Raw genomic sequence first — 17152 nt, forward strand, 5'->3', positions numbered from 1 at the left:
TCGTCGTTCCCGGCCGCGCGCCCGGCTCCGCCGATCCGCGACTCCGCTTGACCTGAACCTATATGGAGGTTTCAGACTGGTCGAGTTCACCGGTTGTCGAACCCGAGGAGTGACATCGTGCAGGCAGTACAGGCAAAGGAATTCGGCGGACCCGAGGTCCTCGAGCTGCGGGAGCTCCCGGTCCCCGAACCGGGAGCCGGTCAGGTCCTGATACGCGTCGCCGCGGCGGATGTGATGTTCCTCGATACCCGGCTGCGGTCGGGATGGGGCACCGACTACTTCGCCGTACAGCCGCCCTATGTACCCGGCGGCGCTGTCGGCGGTGTCGTCACGGCCGTGGGATCGGGCGTCGACCCCGCGCTGCCGGGCACCCGGGTGACCGCACGGACCGTGGCCAGCGGCGTCGGCGGCGGTCTGCCCATCGGCGGCTACGCCGAATACGCGCTCGCCGGCGCCGAGCAACTGAACCGGATACCGGACGGCGTGGGCATCGACCAGGCGACGGCGGTGGTCCACGACGGCCATACCGCGCTCGCGGCCTTCGAACGCGCCGGTATCCGGCCCGGGCAGCGGGTGCTGATCACGGCCGCGGCCGGCGGTCTCGGCACCTTGCTCACCCAGCTGGCCCACCGGGCGGGAGCGCAGGTGATCGCCGCCGCCCGCGGGGAAACGAAACTCGCGCTCACCCGGCGGCTGGGCGCCGAGATCGCGATCGATTACGCCGAGACCGGCTGGACCGACCGGGCCCTGGCCGCGACCGGCGGCCAGGGACCCGATGTGGTGTTCGACGGCGCGGGCGGCGACCTGGGCGATGCCGCGCTACGGATCGTGCCCGGCGGCGGTCTCTTCATCGGATACGGAGCCGCGGCCGGTGAATTCGCCGCCGCGGGAGCCGACAACGCCCGCGCGCGGGGTGTGGAGGTCCTGAGCCTGTACGACCTGAACATCGGCAACGACAGCCGGGCCCGCTACGCCACCCGGATCCTCGAACTGCTCGCCACCGAGCAGCTCGAGGTCGTCATCGGACAGACCTTCCCACTCGCCGACGCCGCCGCGGCCCACGCCGCCATCGAGAACCGCTCCGCGCTCGGCCGCACCATGCTGCGGGTCTGACGTCCCGCCGCCGGATACCCGGCGGCCGGCCCCGATTCAGCCGATGATCTCGGCGTATCGGCGCTCGAGCGCGAGGATCAGCGCCCGGTCCGGCTCGCCACCCGAGCCGGTATCGAGCGAATCCACCAGCGCGTCCAGGCAGACGTGGTATCCGGCGGCGGTACCCGATATCCCGTGCGGCCCCGGGGTACCGAACCAGACCGTGCACAGCAGCCGGGACCCGGCACCGTCGGGCACGATCTCGAACAGCAGATGCTCGTCGTCCCAGCGGAATTCGAAGAGACGCGGCGGTTCCCAGGTCAGGATGCGACCCGGCAGTACCGGGTCCTCCGGTGCGACTCCCGCTTCGGTCAGTTCTTCGCCCGCCCGCTCGACCGCCTCCGGCCAGAAGCGGAAACGCACCTCGGCACCCGGGCGGCGCTCACCGATGATGTCCGCGGGAAACCAGTGCCGCAGATGTTCGGATTCGGTGAGCGCCCGCCAGACCTTCTCCGGTGGATGCGCCAGGATGCGTTCGTAGCGGGTGCCCACGCGATCACCGTCGCGCAGGACTTCACCGAGACGCCGGGTCGCGTCGGTCATGTCACTCCTTTGGTTCGTCGGGTCCTTCGTCGTCGGGCACCGTGTCCAGATACCGCTCGAATTCGTCGAGGCGGTCGGCCCAGATCTCCCGGAACGGCGCCAGCCACAGATCGATCTCCCGCAGCCGGGCGGGCGCGAGACCGTAATGCCGGCGCGGACCGTCCACCCGGACGCGCACCAGCGCCGCCGCGTCGAGCATGCGCAGATGTTTCGACACATTGGGCTGGGCCGCACCGAGCGCACCCACCAGCTCACCGACGGTGCGCTCACCGTCGCGCAGCAGATCGAGAATCCGCCGCCGGGTGGGATCGGCCAGTACCTCGAAGACATCGCGTACCACCCGAGACATATTTCCCTAGAGGAATATTCCTGTCAAGGCATATTAGGCTCAGTGTTCTACGGGCCTCGCGGCGGCCTCACGTCGCACCGTCGCGGCCACCGTCCGGCCCACCCAGGCCGAGAATTCGCCGACCTGCGCCGCGGGCAGCTCCGCCGCCCGCGCCCGCGGCCGCTCGAAACTCCGCAGCGCCTCGCCCACGAGCGCACCGAACCCGTCCCCGGCCGCCACCGTCGCCCGGCCGGCTTCCCGTTTGGCCACCCAGCGGCCGGTGCGGCAGAAGTACACGGCCCGGCAGCCGTTGAGCACCCGATTGTCGGCGAGGTGCCCGGCACCGGACGTGTGCTCGTCGACGGACGCCGCCACCGCGGCAAGCAGATCGAGCCGGCGCGGCGCGGCGAGAACCTCGCGCACCGGCCGTCCGCACAGCGGCAGCCCACTCTGGTGGGCGACCGCGCGATCGATCACGTACCAGAACGCCGGTGCCCCCGCGGAATCGAAATCCGCGACGGCGGGCAGCAGCGGGCCGGTGTTCAGGTTCAGCAGATAGCCGGGTTCCGGCGACCCCGACACGGCGAAATCCGCGTCGTAGACCACCAGCTCCAGTCCGGCGGCGGGGCAATCGAACGCCGGGTGGGCCAATACTTCGGCGAGGTCGTGGACCAACCGCTCGGGCCCGCCGGGGGCCACGACCACCGTGATATCGATATCGCTGCGACCGTGCCGGTAATCCCCGAGCGCCAGGGACCCCACCGCGAACACACTGAGGAGCCGATCGGCGTAGACGGCGTGGGTCCGCCGGACCAGTTCGGTCAGATACGGCCGGACCTCGACCGGTACCGTCCGGGAAGGCACCGCCGAGCCGGGTTCGGTCACAGGTCGCGGGGGAAGCGTCCGGTTACGCGGCACACTCCTCGGCGTCGATCGGTCATACCGCCCAGGCTAACCGTCACCGTCGTGGCCGGCCCGATCCCGGGCCGGCTCGAGCCGCGATATCCGGTTGACCCACTGGCTCTAATGGATACGTGACAGATCTGGTCGGGGCCGTCTCGGAGGCGGGCACGAGGCGCGTGCGAGAACTACTGGAAGCCGGGGCGGACCCCGACGAGCCGGACGAATACGGAACCACTCCCCTGTACCGGGCGTCGGTACAGGGTGCCACCGAAGCGGTCCGCCTGCTGCTGGCACACGGCGCCGACCCGCAACGCTGCGGCGGGGGCGACGACGAAGGACTGCCGTTGTGCGCCGCCGCGTGCTGGAACCACACCGGCGTCGTCGCGGCGCTGCTGGCCGCCGGAGCCGACCCGGATACACCCGAGCCACCGCATCCACAACAGACCGGGCCGGGAACGCCACCGCTGCTGTGGGCCGTCCGCAACGGGCACCGCGAAACAGTGGAACTCTTGCTGGCAGCGGGAGCCGATCCCGAGATTCCGGGCACCCCGCTGACGATCGCCGCCCAGGGCGGACGCTACGGGATCGTGCGGTCACTGCTGGCCCACGGCGCGGATCCGGCTCGCGCGGACGCGCGGGGTCGCACTCCCCTGGCCATCGCGACCCGCCTCGCGTCCGCCGACCCGGTCGCACTGCTCGCGGAGCAGTGGGCCGGACCCGATCGGGAGTACAGCGTGCACCGCCGCCCCGCCGGTGACGGCACCGACGTGATCACATTGCATTACGGGGACCAGGGACAGGGCGGGGAGACATCGATACAGGACGGGCACGCGGCGATCGCCCGACTGCTCGGTGGCCTCGGCGACCGGAGCGAAACCATCGACCCGGGCTGATGTCCCCGGGCGCATCCTCCCCGGCCGAGGCGGTCCGGCACGGCCGGGCCGCCTCGGCCGGGGAGGATGCGGGAAGCTCCGGATTCCGCTGTCGTGGTGCGGGATCCGGAACACTTCCCGGGCCGGGTCTCGAGTATCGGCGCACAGCCACTACCTCTTTCTCGTCGAGCGGATCCACCGCGATGATCAGCCGCGGACCCGGGTCAGGAACGCGGTGATGTTCTCCCGGATCTGCTCGATCCGGAACTCGGGATCGAAATCGTCGCGGTAGGCACGGCCCATCGCGGGCGTTTTCTTCCGGCGGGCGTACAGCGAACACGCCAGATCGTCACACATATAGGTCCCGGTCGAGTTGCCGCGCCGACCGGCCTCGCCCGCCTTCCGTGCCGTCATCAGCACCACACCGCCGTTGGAGTGCGTGGTGGAGCAGATCGTGCACATCTGCGAACGCCGTGGTCCACCGGTTTCGTACCGCAGTGCGATACCGGCCGGGCCGTGCTCCTCGGGGATCACGAGATAGGCGCGCCCGGCTGCTCCGGGATCGGACCACCCCAGGAAGTCCAGGTCGTCCCAGGGACGGTCCGCCAGGTCGGTGGGTATCGCCAGACGTTTGGCGTCGCCCTTCGAGCAATTGACGAACGACGCTCTGATCTCGCGTTCGGTCAGGGGTTCCATGACACTGCATCTCCTTCGACAGTCGGGATGGACAAACCGCGACAATTTATCGGCAACCCGGCCGGCGGGCAATCTATTTTCCGGCGGTGGCGGATGCGCACCCGCCCGGAGCCCGGCGCCGCGCGGCGGGCCCGCGCGGCCGCGGGCGGCGCGGTGTCGGCCCGGGAACGTTTGGCCGGAAGTGCCGATCCGGACCCCGGGCGCCGTCCTACAGTGAGGTAGACCACAGCGGCGACAGGAGTTGGTATGAGTGCGCGACGCCCGGTGTCGATCCTGATCATCGGCGCCGGATTCGGTGGTATCGGCGTGGCGATCGAGCTGCGCCGGCACGGATTCGACGACATCACCATCCTCGAAAAGGCCGACGACCTCGGCGGCGTGTGGCGGGAGAACACCTACCCCGGCGCGGCCTGCGATGTGCCGTCTCCGCTGTACTCCTACTCCTTCGAGCAGAAGCCCGATTGGCCACAGCGGTACTCCGGTCAGGCCGCCATCCACGACTATCTGCGCGGCGTAACCCGCCGGCACGGCCTGCTGGAGCGGATCGAGTTCGGCGTCGCGGTCACCGGCGCGGTGTTCGACGAGCAGACCGGGAGCTGGACGGTGCAGACCGCCGACGGCGGCCGGCGGACCGCACAGGTGCTGATCTCCGCCGTGGGCCAGCTGTCGCGCCCGCAACTGCCCGCCATCCCGGGCGTCGGCAGTTTCGCCGGCCCCGCCTTCCATTCGGCCCTGTGGGATCACGAGGTCGACCTCACCGGGAAACGGGTGGCCTGCATCGGCACCGGCGCGAGTGCCATCCAGTACGTTCCACAGATCCAGCCCGTGGTCGAGCAGCTGACCCTGTTCCAGCGCACCGCGGCCTGGGTGCTGCCCAAGTTCGATACCGACTACTCCCCGATCCAGCACAAGCTCTTCGCCAAGATCCCCGGCATGCTGCTGGTGGAACGGCTCGGCTGGTGGCTCACCGCCGAGATCTCCTCGCTGGGTCTGGTGGAACTGCCGATCATCAGCCGTCTCGTCTCACGCATCGCCGCCCGGAACCTGACGGAGAACGTGGACGATCCCGATCTGCGGGCCGCACTCACCCCCGACTATCCGATCGCCTGTAAACGCGTCCTGTTCTCCAGCGACTACTATCCGGCGCTCACCCGGCCCAATGTGGAAGTGACCACCTCGGATATCACCGAGATCACCCCGCAGGGTGTGCGGACCGCCGACGGCACCCTGCACGAAGTCGATGTGATCATCTACGGCACCGGGTTCAAGGGCACCGAGTTCCTGTGGCCGATGCGTATCACCGGCCGCGACGGGCGCGAGCTGGCCGAGGTGTGGTCCGCGGGCGCGCACGCCTACTACGGGATCACGGTGCCCGAATTCCCGAACCTGTTCATGGTGTACGGACCCAATACGAATCTGGGCGTCGGATCGATCATCTACATGATCGAATCGCAGTCCCGCTACATCCGGCAGGCGGTCGAGCTGCTGGCCGGCACACCCGGCCATGTCCTCGAGGTCCGCGCCGACACCGAGCGCGCGTTCAACGACGCCCTGCAGAAACGCCTCGAACGCACGCCATGGAATTTCTGCTCGAGCTGGTACCGCAACGCGGCCGGCAAGATCACCAACAACTGGCCGGGTACGGTCACCCGGTACCGCCGCCGCGTCCGCAAACTCGACCCACGGGATTACACGCTGACACCCGCGGCATGACGCCGGGTGCGTCGGGCGATCATCCTCACATGTGCTCCTGATCTCTGGGCCGAGGGCGTCCGTCCTGCCAGGCTGACCTCCGGGATCGAGGAGGTGGCGACGGTGGCCGGAATACATCGCGGTTGGACGCCGGAGGTTTTCGAGGCGGCCGCCCGGACAGCCGGTTTCGAACTGGACGCGTCACAGTCCGCGGCGGCCGCCCGGCTGGTACAGCTCGGCCACGAGATAGTGCGCCGCCGTGGACTCTTCGGCTCGGCGCCGCGCGGCGTGTACGTCTGGGGGCCGGTGGGGCGCGGTAAGAGCTGGCTGACCGATACCTTCTACTCGGCGGTGCCCATCACCGGGAAACGGCGCATGCACTTCCACGAGTTCTTCCGCGAATTCCACACCCGCTACGCCACCCACCGCCACGAGAAACATGCCGGTGACCGCGCGGTCCGCGAACTACTCGGCGACTCCCGGCTGGTGTGTTTCGACGAATTCCACGTCCATGATCCCGGCGACGCCACCATCATGGCCCGAGTCGTGCAATCGCTGCTCGCCCAGCGGATCACACTGGTCGCCACCTCGAACTATCCGCCCACCGGTCTGCTGCCGAACCCGCTGTTCCATCATCTGATCGAACCGCTGGCCGCGACCCTGCAGAACTCACTGGATGTTGTCGAGGTCGCGGGTCCCCGCGACTACCGGCGGGCCCGCCGGCCGGGAACACCCGCCGCCGAGTTCGAACGCGGCGGATACCTCTGGCCCGGTACCGACGCCCAGCTGGCGCGAGCCGGCCTGGCGCCGCCGGCCCCGGCCGAACGGCAGCGCGTTCGGATCGGTGCGCGCGCGGTGACCGCCCGGGCGGTGCGCGGCGATGCGGTCTGGTTCGACTTCACCGATCTCTGCGACGGTCCGTACTCGACCATCGACTACCTGAGCCTGGCCGACCGGTTCCGGGACTGGACGCTGTCGGGTCTGCCCGCGCCGGCCACCACCGGCCGCGACGCCGCGCAACGTTTCGCCAATCTGGTGGACGTGCTGTGCGACCGGGACCGCCGCCTGTATCTCGTCGCCGCCGCGCCGCTCACCGAATGCCTGACCGGTGACCACCTGCCGCCCGATATCCGGCGCACAGCCAGCCGCCTGGCGCTACTACCGGAGATCGGCGCGCCGGTCGCCGTGGCCGATCAGTAGTCGGGGAAGAGCCAGAGGTTCTGTGCCGCGACCGCCCGCAGAAACGCGGCCAGCGACCGTACCCGGGCCAGCGCGTACCCGTCATCGCTGTCGTGGCCGAACAGCGGCACCGGCACCGCGCCGCTCTCCGCCCGGACAAGCCATTCGTCGAGTCGTTTCAGCAGGCCCCGCACCTCCTCGGGGTCGACCAGGTCGTACAGACCGACTCCGAATTCGTCGGACACCCACTCGTCGTACACCTGTCCCCGGAAACCGGTCGGGTCGCCGTCGGAGGGCCAGAACAGTCCACCGGTCGTGAACTCGCGCGGCAGCTCGCGGAAGGGTTCGAGTTCCGCCGGGCGCAGCCAGCCGAACTCGCCGCGTTCCTCCGGGGGCATCTCCTGTAACCGCTGGAAGGCCGCGTTGTCGATCACCCGGTCCTGGCTGGGCCGGACCGCGTACACATCGAGTCCCATGGGTCGAGCCTAAGGTGCCCGCCTCCGGCCCGCAGGTCACACGTACCGTGGTTCCGGGGTCCGGGCCAGGCACAGCGCCCAGTCGGAATACCAGGCGCCGGTGGTCCAGATCTTGGCGCCGTTGAGGATCAGTCGTCGCCGTCGCGGACGGCGGTCGTCACCGCACCCGCGACATCGGAACCGCCGCTGGGTTCGGAGAGGAACTGCATCCAGATCTCCTCACCCCGCAACATGGCCGGGATATGGCGGCGCTTCTGCTCCTCGGTACCGAAATCGAGCAGGACCGCCGCGCACGGCGACAGGGTCGGCACCTGGAAGCGGGACGGATCTCGTAGCCGGCCAGTTCGCCGGTGAACGCCCGCTGGTGTTCGGCGGTGAGTCCGCGGCCGCCGTATTCGACCGGGATCGCGATACCGACGAATCCGGCCTCGTAGAAAGCGCGCTGGAGTTGCCGGTCGTAGGCGACGGCCGCGAGTTCCTCCTCCCGCGCGACCTTGCGCAGCCCGGCGGTGGCTTCGGCGCGGTAGGGTCCGAGTTCGGCGCCGCGGCGCCAGTAATCGGCGGTGAACCCGTTGTCGTCGTCGCGGAGCCGGCGAAGCTGATCCACCGGTGCCCGGGTGGTCAGGAATTTCGCCGTGGTGGAACGGAAGAACTCCTGTTCAGGGGTTTGTCGAACAGCATGCGGTCCTCCGTGCGTTCTCGTATCGGCTGCGGTGCAGCGCGGCGAACGCCGCGACGACGGGCGGCCGAATCGGTGCCGCCACCGTCGGCGCTCCCACAAGTCGAATACCGTACGTCGGGCCGCCCCCGCAATAGCCTGCGCCGATGATGCAGGTAGGAGGCCCGGCCGTGCGGGCGCGGCCGAGGATGAAGACTGTCTGTGGCAAAGGGTTTCGCGTCCGGCGGTGCGACTACCGATATCGTGTCCACATCACCGGCGACAGGGAGGGGTGATCGGGATGCTCGTCATTACCGACAAGCTCAGATCGGGCGCGGAGAGACGGGTTGTCGGCTGGCTCCGGAAATGGGAGGGGGACTACCGGGTTCCCGGAGTCGCGATCACGAACTGCTTCATCTCCGGGCAGGAGGTGGACCTGGTCATCATCACCCCGTACACGACCGTGGTCGGGGAGGTCAAAGGTGTCGACCCGGAGGTCACCGGCAGCGTCCTGCAGTGCACCACCAACAGCCGCTGGCGGGTTCCGGGCTCCGCGGGCGACCCGGTCAGTGTGCGGGACAACGACACCACCCCCTACGACCAGGTTCGCGACGGGGTGTTCAAACTGAAGGCCGCCGCCGGGCAGGTGGGCGGCAGCGCGTTCGTCACCGGTCTCGTGGTGGTGCTACCGCCGCGCGGATCGACCATGCGGCTCGAGAAGAAGTCGGCACCGCCGCCGGGTTGCGATGTGCTGCTGTGCAACACCCAGAATCCGCTGCGCGCCTGGTTCCATCGCGCCCATCACCGCAGCGCCGTCGTCTGGACCGCGGAGCAGGCCTACGCGGTGATCGAAGCGCTCGAATACGGTGACCGCACCACCATCGCCGAACTGGCCGACGAAGGCTTCCCGCTGGATTCGGCCCTTCCCGCCATCGAACCGATTCCGCTTCCGCCTTCCGCACCGGACCCGGTACCGGCCCCGGCCCGTGCCGTCGCGCCGCCGCTGTCCGCGCCGGCCCGCGACGCGGTTCCGCCGCGCGCGGTCGAGGCAGACAGCCCGTCCGCGGCGGCCCCGGCCGACCCCGCTCCGTCGCCGGAACCACCGGCTGCCCCACCACCACCGCCGCCGCTCGAACCGCAACCGCAGCCCCGGCCGGCGACCGAACCGCTCCCGGAGCCGGCCTCCACCGCTGGGCGCCGGGCGCACTGGCAGACCGCGGCGGCATTCGCGGTGATCGCCGTTCTCGGCGGCGGGTTGTGGCTGGTGGCCCGCGGCGGGGGCGACGCTCCCGCACCCCGGGAAACCGGGAATCACCAACAGACCAGCTCCGTCGCGGAGGTACCCGCTGCCCCACCGCAGCCCGCGGCGGGGGTCCCGCAACCGCCGCCGCGCCCCGCGCCCCCGCCGGTCTGCTACCCGTTCCAGGCGAGGTGCTGACCCGGCGCACGAGCCCTGCCCCGGTCACCCTCGTTCGCCTGGGCTCCGAGCGCCTCGAGGCGCTGAACGAGCGAATTGTAGGCGGTGACGGCAGCGCTGCTCTCGGCCATCGACGCGTCGAACCGGGCGTTGCCGCCGTCGTTTTCGAAACTGTCGCGGCAGTCGGCGCCCGCCCGCGCGGTGGCGGCGAGTGTGGCCGCCCAGTCGGTTTGCGCACGCTCGTCGGGTATCGGGACAAATGCCGCCGCATCCTCGGCGACGCGAATCATCTCGGTGCAGACCGGCACGAAAACCGCACGCTCGAGCGGAACCGTCGGCAGACCCGCGGCCTCGCTCACGCGGAGCGCGTCGGTGACGGCGGCCTTCATCCGCCCGAAGGACGCGTGCAGAGCCGAGACCTTCGCATCGCCGCCGACGTGCCACCAGCTCTGCACGAATCGAGCGGTCGTCTCCTCCGTGCGGGCCGGCTCGTAGCCGACGGACCCGGCGACTTCCTCCACGTCGGCCCGGTTGTAGTAGTTCAGGCCGGTGTCGATGACCAGGGCGATTGCCACGGCACAGACGACGGCCACCAGCGCTCTGCGGCGCGACAGCGATCCGGGTTTCCGCGAGGTCACCGTGTCCGGCGGCGGGGTCGTGCGATGCCGTGCGGCGATCCGCCGGACACCGTCGGCGGCGAGCGCAGCGATCAATGCCGCCGCCGCGGCGAGGTGTATCCCGATGCCCAGGACGAACGGTACCTGGAGCAGCACCAGCAGGCGTGCCGCGTCCGGACGCCACGCGCAGGTGTAGGCCATGACCTGCATCGACTCCAGGCAGCCGTCGGTGGCGGCGAAGAAGAACAGGCCGAGCAACCCGAACAGACCGGCCCCGGCCGCCGCGGCCGGCGCCATCACCGACCGGTACCGGCCGGCGACCGCGGCGACCGCGCCGGCCGTCAGCACGGCAGCGGTACCCAGCCCGGCGGTCAACCACATCGGGTAGGCGTTGATGAACTCCGGAGTGAGCCCGCCGGCAGGGCGGCCCGGGTGCAGTCGGTACATCACCAGCGCTACGGCCCCGCCGGACAGCAGCCCGCCGAGGACGGCACCGACGACGGCAGGTCGCAGCGATACGGCGGCGAGGGATAACGCCCTTTCTCCGAGATCGCCGGCGCCCATTCGCTCGATCCAGGCCGGTGTCCGGGACGGCGGTCTGCGCACCAGCGCCAGCAACGGGAACAACCACAGACAGGTTGCGCCGATGAGGACCAGCGGCCGGTTGGCGAGATCCGCGATGAACCCGTACCAGAAGGGCAGACCGGGCAGTGACAACTCAGCGGAGTGAAACGGTCCGCGCAGGAACAGGAACGGCCCGCTCATCCAGTAGCCGTACCAGGTGCCGAAGACGACGAGGGCGGCACCGAGCCCGAGCAGCCGCACCGTGCGGATCGAGTGGCCCCGGCATCCTCGTATCCACAGTTCCGCGCAGTGGGTCAGCCACCAGGTGAACACCGCACCGGCGAGTACGAAGACGAGCAGGATCGCGGGGTCCTCGGGCAGCAGCCGGGGTCCGGCCGAGCGGAAGGACATCAGCTCGCCCACCGCCATCCCGGCGCCGAGCCAGATCCCGGCACGCCGGCCGGAAGGCACCGGGACGCCGGTGACGACAGCGTGCCCCACCGCTCGCCAGAGGGCGTAACCCGCGATGCCGACCACGAGCCCGGCGGTCGCCCAGGTGGACAGCAGGCCGCCGAGTCCCGTGTTCACCGCGACGCCGAAGCCGTCGGCCGCAAGGGGGACGGCCAGGTTCGCCACCTGCGCGGTGACCCCGGTGAGGAACATCATGAGTGCCGTGACACCGAACAGCGACCCGGAACCGTGCAGCGCTCCGAGCCGTTCCGGCCGGCCCGGATGAGTACGCCACAACCCGAGGAACCGGTCCCACCGAGGGTGTTTCGGCGCAGTCCCGTCGTCCTGCCAGGCGAATGCGTCCGCACCGGCCCGGTGGGCGGCCTCCAGGTCGGCATGGACCTCCCGGGTCCGCAGGATATCGGCCCGCACCAGGTAGGTCAGTGCCACCAGCACCGCCACCCGGAGGATGCCGCGCAGCGACACCTGCCATTCGGCCCACCACAGCTCCGGGTCCGCGGCCACCGAAATTCCCTGCCCGATCAGGTAGGGAACCAGCGCGCAGACGAGGAAGGCCCGCCACAGGGCAACCGTGGCGTAGGTGATGTCGACATCACGGTTACGAAGATGCGCGAGTTCGTGCAGGACCACATCCCGCAACACCTCGGGTGCGCTACCACTGCGGGCGACCAGCCCGCCGTCCAGGCATACCGTGTACCGGCCCAGCCGCCCGAAGACGACGGCGCCGACGGTCTCGGCCCGCGGGTCGATCACGAATTCCGGCGTCCGGCGCAGATCGGCCACCGCGACCAGTTCGCGCAGCCGGGCGGCCAATTCGTCGGGCCCGCTCGTGTCCACCGGCAGCAGCCGCCCCGGCCGGCACCGCCACACCGGCGATCCCAGGTAGATCACCGCCGCGACGAGCAATACCGCCACCGATCCGGCGATCATCCACTCCACCGGAGCGCGGGCGACACCATGGGAGTCCTCGCAGGACCGGATGAACTCGGCATGGGTGAGCGCCGCGGCGGGGATGTAGGAACTCTGCCACGGGTCGTAGCCGACGGCGAGCCGGCAGGGCCCGTACCAGCTCTGATCGTGGGAACGTAACTGCGAGGTGACCGCGGACAGCAACGACAGACTGTCCACCACGACGAACGCCAGCAACAGCGCGAACCGGATCGCGGTCCCCGCGGTGAAGGCTCTGGCCTGCACCGGTACCGCGTTCGTCCCGGTCTCGGCAGCCATGGCACCCCCCTTCCCGCACGAGCCGATCAGCTCGGCGTAGCGCTGCCCTCTTCCGAACCGTGTACCGCAGGTCCGGCCGGGCCGCCGGGCTCTGCCGGAGGTCCCTCCGGATCGACGGGTGCCGCGAGAGCGAGGCGGCCCGCCACGGCGTCGGCGACGATCGCGGCGCGGTCGGCGTCCATACCGCTGCGCAGCGCCGAATCCAGGACCTGGGCGCGGATTCCGGCGATCTGCTCGCGGTCCAGCGGGGGGATCTCCTGATCCACCGGGCCGCGGCGGAAGAGTCTGCGCAGGCCCGACCGGGCCGCCCGGCCGCCGCCGGTGATCGCGCGGTCGGTGAAGTGCGCGACCGCCTCGCTCACCACGATCCACACCACCGGGCTCGCCAGCACGACGATCTCGTCGATACCGAAGGCGAGCAGATCGCGGGTGTGCTTGCGGCGGGACAGCATTCGCACCGCCGCGCGGTCACCGAGCGGACGCAGGCGGTCCACCAGGGGGAGTTCTTCCGGGGCGACCTGCGCGATCACATCGCGGACCACGTCACCGACCCGACGCGGGGCCTCGGACGGGTCGGTGTTCACCGCATTCATCGATATGCCCTTCGACGCCTCGTCCGCCCCTGGGCGTACGCGTCGCGCAAACCCGCCCCCAGTGCCTTCTCCGGAGCTTGCCGCAAAAGAACGTCGGTCGTCAACAGAAGCGCTGCCGCGCATAACAGTTCGGCTTACCGATCGCCGGCGGTTCGACACGGTGACCGACCGCCCGCGCTGCGCTACCCTCCCCCGGCGTTTCCCGAACACCCCGCCGACGCGTGCGGACCAGTGGAGGTCTGTTCGGAGACGAGCCGGCCACCGATCCGGATCCGGCAGGTCACTTCCCCACCGTCGGCGTCGTTGACCGCGATCAACGAGACCATCGTGCCGAAACTGTCGATGAGCACATCCCGCCGCCACGGCAGTCCGGCCGTCGTTTCCCGGGCCATGCCGAGGTCGTGGCCGAGATAGGTGATCGAGACCTCGCCGGCCGTGCCCTCGACCTCGTAGCTCACCGCGACCTCGCGGTCGGCGTCCTCGCCGACCTCGTTCGCGGGCCCGGCCACCACCGCGACGCACCCTCCGACCAGACAGAGGATCATCACGACGAGCCCGGCGGCGACCCACGGCCATCGGGCCCGCCCATGCGGGGACCGGCGGCCGGCGGGCGCGGGCCCGGCGTCCGGGTCCTGCCGGTACGCCGGTGACGGGGATATCCCGGAGCGGCGCCGGTGCTCGCCGGGCGGTTCGATCAATGTGAACTCCTCGGGGCGGGGGGGACGGCCGGCGCACCACCAGGAGGTGAATCACATTTGGACAAATTGATGTTACATAGCTATTTGTACTGCTCAAAATCCCGTTCTCGGGCCGCTGAGGGCCCGCTCCCGCAGCCCGCTGCCGACCACCCCGAGGGACCCCGCGGGCATCGCGGGAAGAGCCGAGCGGAAGAGACCGTGGACCACGGGCGGCACCGGTGGGAAGCTCATAGATGACCGCATGCCGATTGCCGAGGACGGTGAGTCATGGGTGTCAGAGTGAACGGGGTGACGAGCCCGGAGAACATCCGGAACGTGGTGCTCGTCGGAAGTAGCGGATCGGGTAAGACCACTCTGGTGGAGGCGCTGGCGCTGGCCACCGGCGCGGTCAACCGGGCGGGCCGGGTCGAGGACGGGACCTCGCTGTCGGACTACGACGAGATCGAACAGCGAAAACACCGGTCCGTGCAGCTGTCGGTGGTGCCGGTCCGGTGGAACGGAAAGAAGATCAACCTCCTCGACACACCGGGCTACGCGGATTTCGTCGGCGAACTACGCGCCGGACTGCGGGCGGCCGACGCCGCACTGTTCGTGGTGTCGGCGGCCGACGGCGTGGAAGGCGTCGGCGGGGCGACCCGGGCGTTGTGGGAAGAATGTGCGAGCGTCGGAATGCCGCGGGCGATCGTGCTGACCCATCTGGACACCGCGCGCGCGGATTTCGAGGAGCTGCGCCGCACCTGCCAGGCGGTGCTCGGCGGCGAGTCGGCGGAGAACGTGCTGGCACTCCATCTGCCCGTGTACGGGCCGGCGGGCGCCGACGGGCACCGCCCGGCCACCGGCCTGATGGAACTTCTCGAACAGCGGGTGGCCGACTACTCGGGCGGCGAGCGGACCTGGGTCGATCCGGCGCCCGCCGATCGGGCCCTCGCCGAACAGGCCCGGGAGCGGCTCATCGAGGGCATCATCGCCGAGAGCGAGGACGAGACCCTCATGGATCGCTATCTGGACGGCGAGCCGATCGAGCTCGCCACCCTGGTCACCGACCTGGAGCGCGCGGTGGCACGGGGTAGCTTCCATCCGGTTCTGTTCGCGGCGCCGGCCGCTGCCGACGGGCGGCACGGCCTGGGCACCCTCGAACTGCTCGACCTGATCACCGCTGGGTTCCCCGGCCCGGCCGAGCACGCGGTACCGGCCCGGCGGCTCGCCGGCGGGGCCACAGCGATCACCCTGCGCTGTGATCCCGCGGCCGAGCTGGCCGCCGAGGTGGTCCGGACATCGTCGGACCCATACGTCGGCCGGGTCTCGCTGGTCCGCGTTTTCTCCGGCACGCTGCGCGCCGACGACACCGTCCACATCTGCGGGCACGGCTCGGGCGCCGAGCACGACGACGACGAACGGATCGGCGGACTCACTGCCCCGTTCGGCCGGGAACAGCGGCCGATGAGCGAGGCAGTGGCCGGTGATATCGCCTACGTGACCAAACTCGGCCACGCCCGGACCGGGGATACCCTCTCCGCTACCGGCGACCCGCTGCTCATCGATCCCTGGCCGATGCCGGAACCACTCCTGCCCACGGCCATCCGCGCCCACGGTAAGACCGACGAGGACAAACTCCCGCAGGGGCTGGCGCGGCTGGTCGCCGAAGATCCCGCCCTGCGGGTGGAGAACAACGAACGAACGCATCAGCTGGTGCTGTGGTCGTTGGGAGAAGCCCAACGCGATGTCGCACTGGAACGGTTGCGCAGCCGATTCGGCGTCGAGGTCGATGTGGAGGAGACCCGCGTCCCGTTGCGGGAAACATTCGCGGAGAAGGCCGGTGGGCGTGGGCGGCATGTGAAACAGTCCGGCGGGCACGGCCAGTACGCGGTCTGTGAGATCCAGGTGGAACCGCTCACCGAGGGATCCGGGATCGAATTCGTGGACAAGGTCATCGGCGGCGCGGTGCCGCGGCAGTTCATCACCTCGGTGGAGAAAGGCGTGCGCGCCCAGGCCGAACGCGGGGTGAGCAGCGATAATCCGCTGGTCGATGTACGGGTCACCCTGCTCGACGGTAAAGCGCATTCGGTCGACTCCTCCGACGCCGCCTTCCAGACCGCCGGAGCCCTGGCCCTGCGCGACGCGGCGGCGGGCAGCCGGATGGCGCTGCTCGAACCCATTGCGCTGGTGGAGGTCCGGGTTCCCGACGACCACCTGGGCACGGCCCTGACCGATCTGTCGGTGCGCCGCGCCCGGATACTGGGCACCGAACCGGCCGATCCGGGACGCACACTGATCCGCGCCCAGGTACCGGAATCCGAACTCGTCCGCTATGCCACCGAACTGCGCTCGCTCACCCACGGGGTCGCCCAGTTCACCCGCGAATATCTCCGGCACGACCCGATGCCCGCCCAGCTGGCGGAGAAGGTCCGCGAGGGGTCGCCACCGGCCCGCGCCTGACTACCCCGGCTCCGATGCGGCGCGCAACTGCTCGATCCGCTCCCGCAACTGTTCGAGGAACTGCGCCGGGTCCGCGAATCCTGCGGGATCGAGCGGGGTTCCGAAACGGACGGTCACCCGCCGGCGCCGGTCGAAGGCCGGACGGTCGCCGCGCAGCCGCCGCATCGGCATGACCTCGTCCGTGCCGACGGTCCCCACCGGCACGACCGGGACCCCGGTCGCCAGCGCCAATTTCGCCACGCCGGGCTTGTACGGTTCCACCTCGCCCGGCGCGACCAGCCGGCCCTCCGGGTAGATGAGCAGAACTCCCCCGTGGCGCAGGATCTGCTCACCCTGGGCCAGCGCGGACTGTCCGGACGCGCTGTCGCGGCGCACCACCGGGATCTGCCCCAGTCGCCGTACCAACCACCCCACGACCGGCCACGACCAGAGTTCGGCCATGGCGATCGCCACTGCCCGCCGGCGCAGCGCGCCCCACAGGAAGACCGCGTCCAGCATGGAGATGTGGTTACTCGCCACGATCACCGGACCGGTGCGGGGTACCAGTTCCCGCCCGATCACGGTGACGTGGACGAACTTCGACCACGCCAGTGCCCGCAGGACCCGCCGAACCAGTTTCGTGGTCACCCA

At 70.2% G+C, this 17152-nt stretch carries 16 protein-coding genes and 1 pseudogene; 6 read left to right on the plus strand and 11 right to left on the minus strand.

The features are described from left to right. Positions 1-117: 117 nt before the first annotated feature. A complete protein-coding gene (locus tag NF4_RS26250) occupies positions 118-1113 on the plus strand; it encodes a zinc-binding dehydrogenase (RefSeq protein ID WP_063130057.1) in 996 nt (331 codons plus the stop codon). Between the two features lie 36 nt (positions 1114-1149). On the opposite strand, the gene NF4_RS26255 is transcribed toward NF4_RS26250, so the two are convergent. Genes NF4_RS26255 through NF4_RS26265 form a run of 3 tightly spaced genes read right to left on the minus strand, consistent with a single transcriptional unit; the run spans position 1150 to position 2908 of the window. Continuing rightward, positions 1150-1695: an SRPBCC domain-containing protein gene (locus NF4_RS26255; RefSeq protein ID WP_063130058.1), complete on the minus strand. Its 546-nt coding sequence runs from the start codon at positions 1693-1695 to the stop codon at positions 1150-1152. Position 1696: 1 nt separating this feature from the next. After that, positions 1697-2044: an ArsR/SmtB family transcription factor gene (locus tag NF4_RS26260; RefSeq protein ID WP_063130059.1), complete on the minus strand. Its 348-nt coding sequence runs from the start codon at positions 2042-2044 to the stop codon at positions 1697-1699. A 39-nt stretch (positions 2045-2083) separates the two neighbouring features. Then, on the minus strand, positions 2084-2908 hold the full coding sequence (locus NF4_RS26265; protein WP_063130060.1) for a nucleotidyltransferase domain-containing protein: 825 nt from the start codon (positions 2906-2908) through the stop codon (positions 2084-2086). Between the two features lie 149 nt (positions 2909-3057). Here NF4_RS26265 and NF4_RS26270 point away from each other — a divergent pair, with 149 nt between their 5' ends. Further along, a complete protein-coding gene (locus NF4_RS26270; RefSeq protein WP_063814717.1) occupies positions 3058-3819 on the plus strand; it encodes an ankyrin repeat domain-containing protein in 762 nt (253 codons plus the stop codon). Positions 3820-4005: 186 nt separating this feature from the next. Here NF4_RS26270 and NF4_RS26275 read toward each other — a convergent pair whose 3' ends face one another. After that, a complete protein-coding gene (locus tag NF4_RS26275; RefSeq protein ID WP_063130062.1) occupies positions 4006-4494 on the minus strand; it encodes an FBP domain-containing protein in 489 nt (162 codons plus the stop codon). A 246-nt stretch (positions 4495-4740) separates the two neighbouring features. Here NF4_RS26275 and NF4_RS26280 point away from each other — a divergent pair, with 246 nt between their 5' ends. Both NF4_RS26280 and zapE read left to right on the plus strand, forming a co-directional pair. Next, positions 4741-6207: a flavin-containing monooxygenase gene (locus tag NF4_RS26280; protein WP_063130063.1), complete on the plus strand. Its 1467-nt coding sequence runs from the start codon at positions 4741-4743 to the stop codon at positions 6205-6207. A gap of 102 nt (positions 6208-6309) precedes the next feature. Then, entirely contained in the window at positions 6310-7386 is a 1077-nt protein-coding gene (gene zapE, locus NF4_RS26285; RefSeq protein WP_198165492.1) for a cell division protein ZapE, read from the plus strand. Here zapE and NF4_RS26290 read toward each other — a convergent pair. From NF4_RS26290 to NF4_RS40155, 3 genes and pseudogenes are all read right to left on the minus strand, one after another. Beyond that, positions 7380-7841: a hypothetical protein gene (locus NF4_RS26290; protein WP_063130064.1), complete on the minus strand. Its 462-nt coding sequence runs from the start codon at positions 7839-7841 to the stop codon at positions 7380-7382. The genes zapE and NF4_RS26290 overlap by 7 nt on opposite strands. 128 nt (positions 7842-7969) lie before the next feature. Next, positions 7970-8152: a hypothetical protein gene (locus NF4_RS40150; protein ID WP_369690952.1), complete on the minus strand. Its 183-nt coding sequence runs from the start codon at positions 8150-8152 to the stop codon at positions 7970-7972. An 86-nt stretch (positions 8153-8238) separates the two neighbouring features. Further along, positions 8239-8448, minus strand: a pseudogene (locus NF4_RS40155) (hypothetical protein); the annotation flags it as partial. A gap of 352 nt (positions 8449-8800) precedes the next feature. Here NF4_RS40155 and NF4_RS26300 point away from each other — a divergent pair. Further along, positions 8801-9937, plus strand: coding sequence for a nuclease-related domain-containing protein (locus tag NF4_RS26300; RefSeq protein WP_157120605.1), 1137 nt, complete (start codon positions 8801-8803; stop codon positions 9935-9937). On the opposite strand, the gene NF4_RS26305 is transcribed toward NF4_RS26300, so the two are convergent. The 3 genes from NF4_RS26305 to NF4_RS26315 form a co-directional block, all read right to left on the minus strand. Continuing rightward, on the minus strand, positions 9913-12795 hold the full coding sequence (locus NF4_RS26305; RefSeq protein ID WP_063130066.1) for a M48 family metalloprotease: 2883 nt from the start codon (positions 12793-12795) through the stop codon (positions 9913-9915). The two genes, NF4_RS26300 and NF4_RS26305, sit on opposite strands and share 25 nt — an antisense overlap. A gap of 26 nt (positions 12796-12821) precedes the next feature. After that, positions 12822-13388 (minus strand): hypothetical protein, encoded by a 567-nt coding sequence (locus NF4_RS38080; RefSeq protein ID WP_063130067.1) that lies wholly within the window; start codon positions 13386-13388, stop codon positions 12822-12824. A 182-nt stretch (positions 13389-13570) separates the two neighbouring features. After that, positions 13571-14086 (minus strand): MmpS family transport accessory protein, encoded by a 516-nt coding sequence (locus NF4_RS26315; RefSeq protein WP_063130068.1) that lies wholly within the window; start codon positions 14084-14086, stop codon positions 13571-13573. Between the two features lie 267 nt (positions 14087-14353). Between NF4_RS26315 and NF4_RS26320 the strand changes: the two genes are divergently transcribed. Then, positions 14354-16522 carry an elongation factor G-like protein EF-G2 gene (locus NF4_RS26320; protein WP_063130069.1) on the plus strand — a complete coding sequence of 723 codons (2169 nt, stop codon included), beginning with the start codon at positions 14354-14356 and terminating at the stop codon, positions 16520-16522. On the opposite strand, the gene NF4_RS26325 is transcribed toward NF4_RS26320, so the two are convergent. After that, a complete protein-coding gene (locus NF4_RS26325; protein ID WP_232330656.1) occupies positions 16523-17149 on the minus strand; it encodes a lysophospholipid acyltransferase family protein in 627 nt (208 codons plus the stop codon). It lies immediately after the preceding gene. Positions 17150-17152 lie beyond the last annotated feature (3 nt).

This window comes from Nocardia fusca NBRC 14340, assembly GCF_001618425.1.
GTDB lineage: Bacteria > Actinomycetota > Actinomycetes > Mycobacteriales > Mycobacteriaceae > Nocardia > Nocardia fusca.

What these genes read in the sequence shown, in the direction of transcription:
- NF4_RS26320 (WP_063130069.1), top strand. Translation starts at nt 14,354, where the DNA reads ATGGGTGTCAGAGTGAACGGGGTGACGAGCCCGGAGAACATCCGGAAC.
- NF4_RS26260 (WP_063130059.1), bottom strand. Translation starts at nt 2,044, where the DNA reads ATGTCTCGGGTGGTACGCGATGTCTTCGAGGTACTGGCCGATCCCACC.
- NF4_RS26290 (WP_063130064.1), bottom strand. Translation starts at nt 7,841, where the DNA reads ATGGGACTCGATGTGTACGCGGTCCGGCCCAGCCAGGACCGGGTGATC.
- NF4_RS26305 (WP_063130066.1), bottom strand. Translation starts at nt 12,795, where the DNA reads ATGGCTGCCGAGACCGGGACGAACGCGGTACCGGTGCAGGCCAGAGCC.
- NF4_RS26275 (WP_063130062.1), bottom strand. Translation starts at nt 4,494, where the DNA reads ATGGAACCCCTGACCGAACGCGAGATCAGAGCGTCGTTCGTCAATTGC.
- NF4_RS38080 (WP_063130067.1), bottom strand. Translation starts at nt 13,388, where the DNA reads ATGAATGCGGTGAACACCGACCCGTCCGAGGCCCCGCGTCGGGTCGGT.
- NF4_RS26255 (WP_063130058.1), bottom strand. Translation starts at nt 1,695, where the DNA reads ATGACCGACGCGACCCGGCGTCTCGGTGAAGTCCTGCGCGACGGTGAT.
- NF4_RS26280 (WP_063130063.1), top strand. Translation starts at nt 4,741, where the DNA reads ATGAGTGCGCGACGCCCGGTGTCGATCCTGATCATCGGCGCCGGATTC.
- NF4_RS26300 (WP_157120605.1), top strand. Translation starts at nt 8,801, where the DNA reads ATGCTCGTCATTACCGACAAGCTCAGATCGGGCGCGGAGAGACGGGTT.